This is a genomic window from Agrobacterium sp. 22-221-1, from assembly GCF_053522445.1.
Genome location: NZ_JBNWCL010000002.1, coordinates 420223 through 432403, shown reverse-complemented (window position 1 = coordinate 432403; position 12181 = coordinate 420223). Strand labels below are relative to the sequence as shown.

The following is a 12181-nucleotide window of genomic DNA, read 5'->3' as shown; positions in this document are numbered from 1 at the left end:
TCAAAACTCCCGCTTGGTAATGACGAGATTGCCGAAACGGTCCACATGGACCGTAAAGCCGGGCGGCACCACGGTGGTGGTATCGTCCTGAATGACGATGGCGGGGCCGTCGAAATCGTGACCGCTCGCCAGATCGTCGCGGTGATAGATCGCCATGTCGTGTTCCATGCCGCCAAACCAGCCTTTCGTGTGAAAGCGCGGCGTTGCGGGGCTAGTGGCCGCGCCTGTCTCGCGAAGCGGCGGCTTCGGTGTTTTCCCGGAGACGACAAGCCTGAGATTGACCATCTGCACCGCCGCCCGTTCATCGGAATGACCGTAGAGGCGGGCATGTTCCTCATGGAAAGCCCTGTTGATCGCGCCGGCGTCGCCGCTGCCCAGCCATTCCGGCTGGAGCGTGGTCTCGATTTCGTAGGATTGGCCGCGATAGCGCATGTCGGCGGAAAGCCGCATCTCGCAATCGCCGTTAAAACCCTGTTCCTTCAGCCAGTTGCGGCCGGTTTCCTGCATTTCGGCGAGAAGGGGGGCGAGATCGGAGACCTCCCCGTCGTTCACATCGCAATAGGTGGTGCGGATGAAATCGTTCTTCAGATCGGCAATCAGGCCGCCGAGCGCGGAAACGACGCCCGGGGTGGGCGGCACCACCACACCTTTCATGTCCAGTTCGCGGGCGAGGAAGCAGGCGAGCATCGCGCCGGCGCCGCCGAAAGCGAAGAGGTGAAATTCGCGCGGGTCGATGGCGAAACGGGAGGTGAGGGCGTTCACCTCCGCATACATGCCGGAGACGGCGATATCGACGATGTTGCCGGCGAGCGCCTCGACGGAAAGGCCGAGCTTTTCGGCGAGCGGCGAGAGCGCGGCGCGCGACGCGGCGTGATCGACGGTCACCGCGCCATAACCGAGCGGCATATGGCCGATGAGATTGGCGGCCGCCATGGCGTCCGTGATCGTCGGGCGGTCGCCGCCACGTCCGTAACAGGCGGGTCCCGGCGTCGAGCCGGCACTTTCAGGCCCGACCTGCAACAGGCCGAGGCTGTCGACCCATGCGACCGAGCCGCCGCCCTGGCCGACGGAGCTGACCGAAACGGAGGGGACATGAATCTGGAAATCGCCGATCAGCTCGCCGACCCCATATTGGGCCTCGCCATCAAGGATAACGGCCACATCGGCACTGGTGCCGCCGATGTCGAGGCTCATCACCCGCTCAAAGCCGCTGGCCTTTGCCAGATAGCCCGCGCCGATGACGCCGGAAGCGGTGCCCGAGAGGATCATCTGCACACATTCCCGCCGCGCCTGATCGATGCCCATGACACCGCCATTGGTCTTGGTGATGAGCAGCGGGCAGGCAATGCCTTGCCCGCGCAGCACCGTTTCGAAACGGTCGAGGTAATGTGCGACGCGCGGCTGGACATAACCGCTGATGACGGCGGTGACGGTGCGCTCATACTCGCGGATGATCGGCCATGTCTCGGCAGAAGAGACCACCGGCAATTGCGGCGCGATGCGTTCGATCATTGCCTTCACGGCAAGTTCGTTTTCGGGGTTGCGGTAGGAATGCAGGAAGGCGAGCACGATACCGTCGCAACCGGTGGCAAGTGCGCCGGCGACAGCCTGTGCCACATTCTCTTCGTTCGGGGCGAGCTTTACCTCGCCGGTCGCCAGCATGCGCTCGGCTATGCCGAAAACCCGTTCACGCGGGATGAGCGGTTCCGGCCGCACGGAATAGAGATTGTGGATCTGCGGAATTTTAAGGCGTGCAACGCCCAGCACGTCCTCGAAATTTTCGGTGGTGAACAGCGCGACGTTCTGGCCGTTGCGCTGGATCACGGTGTTGACGCCGACGGTGGTTCCATGGGTGAAGTAGGAGACGTCCTTAGCTTCGATGCCGTCGCGCTTTTTCAGCGTATCGAGCGCGAGAAGGATTTCTTCTCCGGGCGCGTCGGGGCGGGAAAACACCTTCAGGGTGGAAAGCGAGCCGGTCCCATCGTCGAACACGGCAAAATCCGTAAACGACCCGCCAACATCGACGCCAATGCGATATCCCATCTCTTCCGTCTCCTTTTCCAGTGCGGACGATGCTGTCATCGGGACCGGAAAAGGGCCAAGCATTTATGGGGTAAGGGTCATAGCCCCAGGTTATGAGAATGGCCGGGGTGGCCCATAGGGAGGATTGTTCAACCCTCGCCGGGTTTCGGCACCGTCATGTAATATTCGGGATGCGGCGCTGCGCGATAGCCGGCCTTTTCGTAAACGGCATGGGCGTCGCGGGTCGCCAGCATCCAGCTCGATACCGTCGAAAGCTCCGGGTGTTTGCGTATCTCGGTGGCGATCCAGGACGCAAGGCCGCGACCGCGATGATCCTCCACCGTGAAGACATCGCGCAAATAGCCGAAGACGGCGTAGTCCGTCACCAGACGGGCGAAGGCGGCCATGGAGCCGTCAGGGGCGTAAACGCCGACGGGCAGCGAATGCGAAAGCGCCCGCTTCAGCCGGTCGGCGGTCATTCCCTGCGCCCAGTAGGAATCGCGGGCGAGAAAACCATGGACCAGATCGAAATCCACCCGTGCCGGATCGGTGCTCAGCACATAGCCGTCGCGGGTGATTTCGAAAATGGCCGGTTCCCAGTTCATCCGTTCACCGTAACATAGATCTTGCGGACGGTTTCAATGGTTTTCCATACCCCGACGAAGCCAGGCTTCATGACGAAGCTGTCGCCAGCCGTATAACGCAGCGGTTCGCCGCCTTCCGGCGTGATTTCGATGACGCCTTCGAGAATATGGCAGAATTCGAAGGTCTCGCCCTTGATCGAACGGCTTTCGCCCGGCGTCGCTTCCCAGATGCCGGTGTGGACGGTGCCGTTGCGGGCTTCGTCCAGCGGCCAGGTCTTGAAGGACGGATCGCCGGAAATGAGACGTTCCGGCAGGGCCTTGGAGGCTTTCGGTTCGAAGGCGGGGTGCGTGTCGATGGTCTTGAGAAGCGGCATGGGTGTCCTTTCCTGGAACGGGATGATCAATATCCGCGATTGCGGTCGACGAGGCCGAGCGGCTCGAGGCCGGACTGGTATCGTTTGATGTTCTCGACAACGGTGCGTGCTGCCGAATGCGGCTGGGTGACGCTGGCGATGTGCGGCGTCAGGAGAATTTTAGGATGCGTCCAGAAGGCATGGTCTTCCGGAAGCGGTTCCGGATCGGTGACGTCGATCACAGCGCCCGAAAGCCTGCCGCTGTCCAGCGCATCGATGAGGGCGTCGTGGTCGAGCTGTTTGCCACGCCCGGCGTGAACCAACCCCGCACCCTCGGGAAGCATCCCCAGGCGTTCGCCATTCAGAAGTCCCGTCGTTTCGTCGGTCAGCGGCAGAAGGCAAACGAGAATATCGCTGGTCGAAAGGATCGTGGACAATCCGGCTTCGCCATGATGGCAGGTCACGCCATCGATCTCGCGCGGTGAACGGCTCCAGCCGGAAAGCGGAAAACCGAAGGGTTTCAGCCGTTCCAGCGCCGCAACGCCCAGCATGCCGAGGCCGAGAACGCCCACCCGGCACTCTTCCGCCTGACGCTGCGGCAGGGCCTTCCAGAGTTGCTGGCGCTGCTGTTTCAAATAGACCGGCAGGTTGCGGTGAAGCGCCAGCACGCCGAGGCTCACATATTCCTGCATCATGCGGATGATGCCTTCATCCACCATGCGCACGACTTTTACATGCGCAGGGACGGTGTCGATGTGAAATTGATCGACGCCCGCACCGATGGAAAACAGGATTTCGAGATTGCGGTAGCGGCCGATATCATCAGGCACGGTCCAGGTGATGAGGTATCGAACCGCATTCGGATCGACGCTTTCGGCATTCATCGAAAAGGGCAGTTCCGGCAGCTCGCGGGCCAGAGCCTGCCGGAAAATCTCGCCGCGCTTCGCGTCGGAATTGAAGAAGAAAGTCATCTGAAATCCGTGGTTCCGAAGGTTTAAACCGTGCAGCGGTTCGCCAGTGTTTCCAGCATTGACTGGCAGGCCGACAGTTCGCCGGCCGTTATGAATTCGTCCGGTTTGTGGGCGCGGCCGATATCGCCCGGGCCGCAGATGATGGCGTCGATGCCGGCCGCCTGAAAAAGCCCGGCCTCCGTGCCATAGCTGACGGCGGCGATGCAGGGCGCGTCGGTCAATTCTTCCAGAAGCTTCACGAGCGGCGCATCGGCGGCAAGGGACAGCGCCGGATAATCGCTCATCGGCGTCCATTCTATGTCGATGCCCCTGGCGGCGAGCGCTTCGACGCCGTCGCGCACCGGCTGGAGCAGGGCGACCGGCGACACGCCAGCAATCGCCCGCGCCTCCAGTTCGATGGCGCAGAGATCGGGGATGATATTGATCGCCTGTCCGCCTTTCGCCGTGCCGATCTGCAGGGAGGAATAGGGCGGTTCGAACGTCGCTTCGAAAGGCCCCTCGGTGAGAGCCTGTGCGGTCTCGACCGCCTTTGCCATGATGCCGGTCATCAGATGAATGGCGTTCACGCCCTGATCCGGCCGCGAGGAATGGCCGGAGCGACCGCGAATGGTGATGCGTGCGGCGGCCTTGCCCTTGTGGGCGCGCACGGCGCGCAGATTGCTCGGTTCGCCGATGATCGCACCCGCCGGTTTTGCGCATAGCTCCGGCAATCGGGCGATGAGATGGGGAACGCCGCGGCAGCCCGCCTCCTCGTCATAGGAAAAGGCGATGTGAACGGGCCGCTTCAGCGCCATGCGTGAAAATGCCGGTACTGCGGCGAGAACCGTGGCCAGAAACCCTTTCATGTCGGTGGTTCCGCGTCCGTAGAGGCGCTCGCCTTCGGTTCTCAGCGTGAAGGGATCGGAGGACCATTCCGGCTCACCGGCAGGCACCACATCCATATGGCCGGACAGGATGTATCCGCTGGCATCGGTCGGGCCGAAGCTGGCAAAGAGATTGGCGCGGTCGCCCTCCGGGCCGGCAAGCAGCGATACTTTCGCGCCGTGGCTTTCCAGATAATCGGCGATCCATCCGGCGATGTCGCCATTGGCGGTTCCGACCACCGACGGGAAGCCGACAAGACGCTCCAGAATGTCGATTGCGTTCATGGCTGTCTCCGTCGCTTCAACGCCGAAAAGCTTAGAGCGGCCTGCGGCGTTTATCTGCTGAAATACGGGTGATTTCAGTAGATTGTTGTGTCCTTCCAGCGCTTTCGGAAAATTCCTGCTGACGAGGCTGGTTATCTTCGGATGTCGTGAGCTGGGCTACCGGGATCAAGGTTCCGCGCCGGAGGGAATGAGAGCCGTTTGTCATGGAGCTGCTCAAAGTCGATAGTTTCGAGTTGCGGACAGTGGATATCGCCGATGTGGAGGCCGATCATCTACATGCTTTGTCCATGGCTGTAGGATGGCGATATCACGCGAACGAATGGTGTTTCCTACGGCAGTGCGGCGTTGGCCTTGCCGCGCTTGACGAAATCGATCGCGTTGTCGCAACGGCAATGCTGTTTCCCTATGATGAGGGTTTCGCGACGGTCGGCATGGTCATCGTTTCTCCCCGTTTGCAGGGGCAGGGCGTCGCACCATGGCTGGTGGGCCAGCTCACTGCGGGTTACCCTGACGCCGCCCTGCGGTTGAACGCCACGGAAGTCTCGCGACGGCTTTTCGCACGGCTGGGTTTTGCCGGAGATACGGAAAAAGTACATCTCCTGCGCGGCAAGGCGCGCTGCCCTGCCGAGATGCCGACGCTTGGAAGAAAACAGAGAATCGAGCCGCTGTCCGAGGATCATTTGTCCGCCGTGGCGGATCTGGATCGGGCGGCTTTCGGCGTTTCGCGCCGGGGCGTCCTGCACCGCCTTCTCCGGGAAAATACGGGTTACGGCCTGTTCGAGGCCGATCGTCTTGCCGCCTTTGCATTGCGGCGTGCGGCGGGACGGGGCCATATTGTCGGTCCGGTCGTTGCCGGTGACGAGGCGGATGCGATTGCGCTGGTGAGGCGACATTTTTCCGATCTCGACGATCAGCTTGTCCGTCTCGATGCCGTGCGGGATAGCGGTCTTCTGACCGAGTTCCTGGCGCAATCCGGGCTGGTGGTGATCGAAACGCTCACCGCCATGTCGAAAGGCGCGCCGCAACCGGCAGGCTCCGGCTCCGCAAAGATTTTCGCCCTGGCGGGCCCGTCTTTGTGCTGAGGTGCGGCACTATCGCAATTGACGCCCCGCCTCTTGCCCCTTATGTGAGAAAGCGACGGTTCCTGCAGCCGAAAGGCGAAGGGATTAATAGGGAACATGGTGCGGGCGGTCTTTTTCGCCCAATGCCGTGGCTGCCCCCGCAACTGTAAGCGGATTGTCGTTCATCCCCGTGACGCTTCAAGGCGTCATGCCACTGTATTCTCCGGAATGCGGGAAGGCAGATGAGTGACGCAAATCCGTGAGCCAGGAGACCTGCCGTCGAAATATAAACCATCGTTACGGGCGGGGAAGCCCGGAGGAGGAGATTGTAATGTTATTTCATAACATTTCGTTTGCGTCCTATTGCCGTTCTCCGTACAAGACGTCCCGCTGTTGCTGCGCGTTCTGACGCCTGCTGCTCTGGAATAAGATTTACTTTCGACTGGAGAACACATGTTTCATTCTAGACGCCTGCCGGTCCATGCCGGCTTTCTGGCCGCTGCGCTTGCGGTTTTGCCTGTCGCCGCCGCCAATGCTGCCGAAACCACCTATCCCCTGACGATCAACAGCTGCGGTCAGGAGATCACCTTCAAGCAGGCACCCGCCCGCACCGTGTCCGTCGGCCAGAGCACAACCGAGGTTCTTTACCTCCTCGGCCTCGCCGACAAGGTGGTCGGCACGGCGCTGTGGATCGGTCCGGTTCTGAAGGGCTACGAAGAGGCCAATGCCAGGGTCGAGCGTCTGGCTGACAATGATCCGAGCTTCGAGGCGGTCATCGGCAAGAAGCCGGACCTCGTGACGACGCAGTTCCAGTGGCAGATCGGCCCGGAAGGCGTTGTCGGAACACCGGCGCAATTCGCCGAGCTCGGGGTTCCCGTTTATACCTCGCCCGCCGATTGCATGGGCAAGGACAATTCCGGCGGCGGCGACGGCGTGCGCAACACCGTCTTCACCATGGATCTGATCTACCAGGAAATCCGCGATCTCGCCAAAATCTTCAACGTGCAGGATCGCGGTGAAGAGGTCGTTGCCGACCTGAAGAAGCGTGAAGAAGCCGCCCGCGCCAAGATCGCCTCGGCAAATGGCAAGCTTTCTGCCGTCTTCTGGTTCTCCAGCGCCGAGCTGGATATCGATCCCTATGTGGCTGGCCGCAATGGCGCTCCCGGCTACATCATGTCCGCGCTGGGGTTGAAGAACGTCATCGAAAGCGATGAAGAATGGCCGACCGTCGGCTGGGAAACCATCGCCAAGGCAAATCCCTCCATCATCGTTGCCGGCAAGATGGATCGCCGCCGTTTCCCCGCCGATGATGTCGCCGTCAAGCTGAAGTTCCTCGCCACCGATCCCGTGGCCAGCATCATGCCCGCCGTCAAGGAAGGTCATGTGTTCGAGATGGATGCGCAGGCGATGAACCCGACCATTCGCACCATTGAAGGCATCGAAACGCTGGCCGAGGCGATTTCGGCTGCCGGCCTCGCCAAGTGAACGGTCTTTCCATCCATCTCGGCAGGGTAGGGCTGGCTTTTGCCGCGCTCGCCCTGCTGCTCGTCGCGCTGATGGCCGGGGCGGCCATCGGCGAGACCGCCATTCCTTTCGACGTCGTGGCGAAAACAATCGCCAACCGCGTCTTCCATGCGGACTATCCGCTGGAACCGCTGGATGAGGGCATTGTCTGGAGTTACCGCCTCAGCCGCGCCGTCGTCGCCGCCTGTTGCGGCGCTTCTTTGGCGCTGGCCGGGGCGGTGCTGCAATCGCTTTTGCGCAATCCGCTTGCCGATCCTTATATTCTCGGCATTTCCGCCGGCGCCTCCACCGGTGCCGTCGCTGTCGCGCTGCTTGGCTTCGGAGCGGGGTTCCTGACGATGCCGGCCGGGGCGCTCATCGGTGCCTTCGTTGCGTTTTCGCTGGTCAGTCTTCTGGCGGTGCGGGCGGGACACGGCAACAGCGCCATCATTCTGGCGGGGGTGGCCGGGTCGCAGTTGTTTAATGCCATGACCTCTTTCATCGTCACCAAATCCGCTAATGCCGAACAGGCGCGCGGCATCATGTTCTGGCTGCTGGGCAACCTCTCGGGCGTGCGCTGGCCGGATGTCTGGCTGGCGCTGCCGGTCAGCCTTGCGGGACTTGCGGTGTGTCTCTGGTATGCCCGGGCGCTCGATGCCTTCGCCTTCGGCGGTCAGGCGGCTGCCTCGCTTGGTATTCCGGTGCGTTGGGTCTATGCGGTGCTGATCTCCGTTTCGGCGATCATGACGGCTGCGATGGTGTCGCTGGTCGGCTCCATTGGCTTCGTGGGCCTCGTCATTCCGCATGCCGCGCGCATCTTCGTCGGCGTTCGCCACGGTATATTGCTGCCGGTGACGGCACTGACCGGCGCGGTTTTCATGATCGTCGCGGATATTCTCTCGCGCATCGTCATTCCGGGGCAGGTGCTGCCCATCGGCGTCATCACCGCGCTCGTCGGCGCTCCCGCCTTTGCCTTCATCCTCGGGCAGAAGAGGGGGCGTTCATGAAGTTATCTGCCCACGACCTGCATTTCCACGCCGGCAATATCGACATTGTGCGCGGCGTTTCACTCGATGTCGGTTCCGGTGAGTTTCTTGGCATCATTGGACCGAACGGTTCCGGCAAAAGCACGCTGCTCTCCATGCTGGCAGGCATTCGCAAGCCGCGCCGGGGGCACGTTACGCTCGGGGGTGAGCCGCTTGCCTCATTGGGACGGCGAGACCTTGCCCGCCGGCTCGCCTTCGTGGAGCAGCAGGCCGAAACCACCGAACGCATCACCGCACGACAGGCGGTGGAGCTTGGACGCACGCCCTATCTCGGGCCGCTTTCCGCCTGGTCGCAGCAGGATGACGTCATTGTTGATGCAGCACTTGCCAATGTCGACATGGCCGACAAGGCGGAGCGCAACTGGCACCATCTTTCGGGCGGCGAACGCCAGCGCTTGCATATCGCCCGCGCATTGACGCAGGAGCCGCATATCCTGCTTCTGGACGAGCCGACCAATCACCTCGACATAGGCCACCAGATCGGCCTGCTCGATCTGGTGCGCCGGCAGGGCCTGACCGTTGTGGCGGCGCTGCACGATCTCAATCACGCCGCCATGTTCTGTGATCGCGTCGCCATCCTGCACCGCGGCGAGATGATCGCGGTCGGTCCGCCGCGAGAGGTTCTGACACCGGCGAGAATAGCCGCCGTCTTCGGGGTGGAATGCGTCGTCACCACGGATGAGGGCGGCTTTTCCCATATTCGTTTTCTGCCGGCCCATGGGCGGGCCGAGCCTGCAAGGAAAGTACTGGCACGATGATGACATTGACGACGCTTGCAAACGCCGCTGCAAGGACCAGCCTGTTTTGGGCCGCTGCCGTCATTGCCGTGGCGGTCACGGGCTTTCCGCTTCAGGCTTCAGCCGAGACCTTCGAGGTGAAAATGCTGAACCGGGGCGAAAAAGGCCCGATGGTATTCGAACCCGATTTTCTCGAAATAGCGCCCGGCGACCGCGTGCGCTTTGTGCCCACCCACAAGAGCCACAATGCCGCGACCATCGATGGCATGATCCCGGAAGGTGTCGAAGGTTTCAAAAGCCGGATCAATGACGAATTCGAGACCGGCTTTGAAAAGCCGGGCTTTTACGGCATCAAATGCTCGCCGCATTACGGCATGGGCATGGTCATGCTGATCAAGGTCGGCGAGGCGACCCTGCCGCAGAGCTACCGGACGGTGGACGTGCCGGGTCGCGCCAAACCGCGATTGGACGATCTTTTCGAGCAGGCGGAAAAATGAGGCTGCACTGAGCTCTCATCCGTCATGCCGGACTTGATCCGGCATCCAGCCGCGGCGCGTCTGCGCCGTGGGGAGAGTCTTTTGCGATCAATGACTTGATCGCACTGGACTCCGGATCTAGTCCGGGGTGACGGAGTAGTCTCCCGGCTTCACCGCGCACACGGCATAACGATGCTGCAGCCCGCGCAGAATGCCTTTCAGCAGGCTGAAATTTTTCGCCTGGGCGCGGTGAATGGCCTGAAGCTCCTGATCGATTGCGACAGGTTCGAAGCCGGTCGCACGCAACAGCGCCGCGACATCGCCGGCCCTTGCGCCCTTCGAAAAATAAACGCGGGAAAGAATGCTGTTGAATGTGTTTTCCGGGTCCACCGGCTTGTGCGGCTGGTCCGCTTTGACGAGGCCGAGACTTTCGAGACCGGCCGCCAGTTTCTTCACCAGTTTTTCGCGCCAGCCGGTATTCACGAAATCGCCGTCGACGATCAGAAGCCGTCCGCCCGGTTTCAGAACGCGGAACCATTCGGCAAAGCTTGCCTGCGGGTCCACCAGCGTCCAGACCAGATGACGGGTGATGATGACATCGGCGCTTTCATCCGGTTCCATCGTGTTTTCGGCATCGCCAACGAAAAAGCGGATGCTGCGGCCACGGCTTTTCGCTTTTTCACGGGCAAGCGCCAGCATGGTTTCCGACCAGTCCATGCCGGTGACCTGAAAACCGAGATCGTCCATCAGGTGCGAGATGACGCCGGTGCCGCTGGCAAGATCGAGCGCCCTGCGGCCCTCTCCGCGGCCGAGATGTTTCAGGATAAGCGCGTGCCAGGCCTCGCGCTCGTCTTCGGAGAAAATTTCATGTCCGGGGGAAAGGTCGAAAGTCGCGGCGCGGCCGGACCAATAGGATTTGATTTCGTCTCTCAGACTGTCGTTTTTGCCATATTGGATTGTGTCGATCATCGGTCTTCAACTCATGTACCGGTCAGTTAAGAATGGCTCTAAAACATAAATGTTGACTAGTATAGTCAGAAAATAATACAGCCGCGCCAGTCAACACTGGAGAGCAATATCCGATGCGCATCTCAGCCAAATCTGCGGCACTTGCCCTTGGCCTTCTCGTATCCGCCGCATGGCCGGCATTCGCCGAAAAGGTCACCGTCAAGGATGTGACGGGCCGCGATGTCGAGGTGAATGTGCCGGTATCGCACGTCATCCTCGGTGAAGGTCGCCAGATTTATTTCCTGGCTGCGCTCGACAAGGAAAACCCTTTCCAGCACGTGGTTGGCTGGCGCGACGATCTGACGAAAGCCGACCCGGAAACCTATGCGGCCTATCTCGCAAAGTATCCGGAAATCGCCAAGCTGCCGACTTTCGGCGGCATGAAGGACGGCACTTTCGACATAGAGCAGGCTGTCGCCCTGAAGCCTGACGTGATCCTGATGAATATCGACGCCAAGACGGCGACCGAAGAAGCGGGCTATATCGAAAAGCTCGCCAAGGTCGGCATTCCGCTGGTTTACGTCGATTTCCGTGAAAAGCCGATGGAAAATACCGAGCCGAGCATGCGCCTCATGGGGCAGCTGACGGGCAAGGAAAAGATCGCCGAGGACTTCATCAAGTTCCGCGCCGACTCCATCGCCAAGGTTACCGATACGCTCGAAAAGGCCAATCCGAAGAAGCCCGTCGTGTTCATGGAGCGCGCCGGCGGTTACTCCGACGATTGCTGCATGTCCTTCGGCAACGAGAACTTCGGCAAGATGGTGGAGCTTGCCGGCGGCGTCAACATGGCCAAGGACATCATTCCCGGCACTTTCGGCACCGTCAATCCGGAACAGATCATTGCCTCCAACCCGGAGCAGATCATCATCACCGGCGGCAACTGGAACGGTTATGTTCCGGGCGGCAACTGGGTCGGCGTCGGTTATGGCGCGGATCTGAAAGAAGCCCATCGCAAGCTTGAAAACCTGACCAAGCGCCCGGCTTTCACAGGCGTGCAGGCGGTGAAGGACGGTAATGTCCACGCCATCTGGCATCAGTTCTACAACAACCCCTATCAGTTCGTGGCCGTTCAGGAAATCGCCAAGTGGCTGCATCCGGACCTCTTCAAGGACCTCGACCCGGAGGCGACCTTCAAGGAACTGCATGCCCGCTTCCTGCCGCTCGACTACAAGCCCGGCTACTTCGTTTCGCTGAAGGACGCCAGGTAATAAAGGGACGGTGAAGGGGAGCGCCGTCCAACCGATGGATAACGCCGCAGCCATGCGGCTTTAT

The 12181-nt window shown here is 61.1% G+C and carries 12 protein-coding genes and 1 riboswitch; of the genes, 6 read left to right on the top strand and 6 right to left on the bottom strand.

Annotated elements, in window-relative coordinates; genetic code table 11:
• From ACQZ5N_RS05430 to argE, 5 genes are all read right to left on the bottom strand, one after another.
• Positions 1–2043 (bottom strand): hydantoinase/oxoprolinase family protein, encoded by a 2043-nt coding sequence (locus ACQZ5N_RS05430; RefSeq protein ID WP_448732331.1) that lies wholly within the window; start codon positions 2041–2043, stop codon positions 1–3.
• A 128-nt stretch (positions 2044–2171) separates the two neighbouring features.
• A complete protein-coding gene (locus tag ACQZ5N_RS05425; protein WP_448732330.1) occupies positions 2172–2627 on the bottom strand; it encodes a GNAT family N-acetyltransferase in 456 nt (151 codons plus the stop codon).
• Positions 2624–2980, bottom strand: coding sequence for a cupin domain-containing protein (locus tag ACQZ5N_RS05420; protein ID WP_035264219.1), 357 nt, complete (start codon positions 2978–2980; stop codon positions 2624–2626). Before ACQZ5N_RS05420 ends, ACQZ5N_RS05425 begins: the two co-directional genes overlap by 4 nt.
• A gap of 26 nt (positions 2981–3006) precedes the next feature.
• Positions 3007–3930, bottom strand: coding sequence for a 2-hydroxyacid dehydrogenase (locus ACQZ5N_RS05415; RefSeq protein WP_448732329.1), 924 nt, complete (start codon positions 3928–3930; stop codon positions 3007–3009).
• A 23-nt stretch (positions 3931–3953) separates the two neighbouring features.
• Entirely contained in the window at positions 3954–5078 is a 1125-nt protein-coding gene (gene argE, locus ACQZ5N_RS05410; RefSeq protein WP_448732328.1) for an acetylornithine deacetylase, read from the bottom strand.
• Positions 5079–5281: 203 nt separating this feature from the next.
• Here argE and ACQZ5N_RS05405 point away from each other — a divergent pair, with 203 nt between their 5' ends.
• The 5 genes from ACQZ5N_RS05405 to ACQZ5N_RS05385 all read left to right on the top strand — a co-directional run bounded on the left by ACQZ5N_RS05405 (position 5282) and on the right by ACQZ5N_RS05385 (position 9922).
• Positions 5282–6160, top strand: a complete 879-nt coding sequence (locus ACQZ5N_RS05405) for a GNAT family N-acetyltransferase (protein ID WP_448732327.1) — start codon at positions 5282–5284, stop codon at positions 6158–6160.
• 39 nt (positions 6161–6199) lie between these two features.
• Positions 6200–6434, top strand: a riboswitch (cobalamin riboswitch).
• 158 nt (positions 6435–6592) lie between these two features.
• Positions 6593–7624: an ABC transporter substrate-binding protein gene (locus ACQZ5N_RS05400; RefSeq protein ID WP_174057820.1), complete on the top strand. Its 1032-nt coding sequence runs from the start codon at positions 6593–6595 to the stop codon at positions 7622–7624.
• Positions 7621–8649 (top strand): FecCD family ABC transporter permease, encoded by a 1029-nt coding sequence (locus tag ACQZ5N_RS05395; protein WP_448732326.1) that lies wholly within the window; start codon positions 7621–7623, stop codon positions 8647–8649. Before ACQZ5N_RS05400 ends, ACQZ5N_RS05395 begins: the two co-directional genes overlap by 4 nt.
• Positions 8646–9446: an ABC transporter ATP-binding protein gene (locus tag ACQZ5N_RS05390; protein WP_448732325.1), complete on the top strand. Its 801-nt coding sequence runs from the start codon at positions 8646–8648 to the stop codon at positions 9444–9446. The genes ACQZ5N_RS05395 and ACQZ5N_RS05390 overlap by 4 nt, the downstream gene beginning before the upstream one ends.
• Entirely contained in the window at positions 9443–9922 is a 480-nt protein-coding gene (locus tag ACQZ5N_RS05385; RefSeq protein ID WP_448732324.1) for a pseudoazurin, read from the top strand. Before ACQZ5N_RS05390 ends, ACQZ5N_RS05385 begins: the two co-directional genes overlap by 4 nt.
• Positions 9923–10039: 117 nt before the next feature.
• Here ACQZ5N_RS05385 and ACQZ5N_RS05380 read toward each other — a convergent pair whose 3' ends face one another.
• Entirely contained in the window at positions 10040–10870 is an 831-nt protein-coding gene (locus tag ACQZ5N_RS05380; protein WP_448732323.1) for a class I SAM-dependent methyltransferase, read from the bottom strand.
• Positions 10871–10983: 113 nt separating this feature from the next.
• On the opposite strand from ACQZ5N_RS05380, the gene ACQZ5N_RS05375 reads away from it, so the two are divergent.
• Positions 10984–12117 (top strand): ABC transporter substrate-binding protein, encoded by a 1134-nt coding sequence (locus ACQZ5N_RS05375; RefSeq protein WP_035262089.1) that lies wholly within the window; start codon positions 10984–10986, stop codon positions 12115–12117.
• Positions 12118–12181: the final 64 nt, after the last annotated feature.

Bases quoted from the DNA above. Each gene is read 5' to 3' on its own strand.
- ACQZ5N_RS05415 (WP_448732329.1), bottom strand. From the start codon at position 3,930: ATGACTTTCTTCTTCAATTCCGACGCGAAGCGCGGCGAGATTTTCCGG.
- ACQZ5N_RS05405 (WP_448732327.1), top strand. From the start codon at position 5,282: ATGGAGCTGCTCAAAGTCGATAGTTTCGAGTTGCGGACAGTGGATATC.
- ACQZ5N_RS05390 (WP_448732325.1), top strand. From the start codon at position 8,646: ATGAAGTTATCTGCCCACGACCTGCATTTCCACGCCGGCAATATCGAC.
- ACQZ5N_RS05385 (WP_448732324.1), top strand. From the start codon at position 9,443: ATGATGACATTGACGACGCTTGCAAACGCCGCTGCAAGGACCAGCCTG.
- ACQZ5N_RS05430 (WP_448732331.1), bottom strand. From the start codon at position 2,043: ATGGGATATCGCATTGGCGTCGATGTTGGCGGGTCGTTTACGGATTTT.
- ACQZ5N_RS05400 (WP_174057820.1), top strand. From the start codon at position 6,593: ATGTTTCATTCTAGACGCCTGCCGGTCCATGCCGGCTTTCTGGCCGCT.
- ACQZ5N_RS05420 (WP_035264219.1), bottom strand. From the start codon at position 2,980: ATGCCGCTTCTCAAGACCATCGACACGCACCCCGCCTTCGAACCGAAA.
- argE (WP_448732328.1), bottom strand. From the start codon at position 5,078: ATGAACGCAATCGACATTCTGGAGCGTCTTGTCGGCTTCCCGTCGGTG.
- ACQZ5N_RS05375 (WP_035262089.1), top strand. From the start codon at position 10,984: ATGCGCATCTCAGCCAAATCTGCGGCACTTGCCCTTGGCCTTCTCGTA.
- ACQZ5N_RS05380 (WP_448732323.1), bottom strand. From the start codon at position 10,870: ATGATCGACACAATCCAATATGGCAAAAACGACAGTCTGAGAGACGAA.
- ACQZ5N_RS05425 (WP_448732330.1), bottom strand. From the start codon at position 2,627: ATGAACTGGGAACCGGCCATTTTCGAAATCACCCGCGACGGCTATGTG.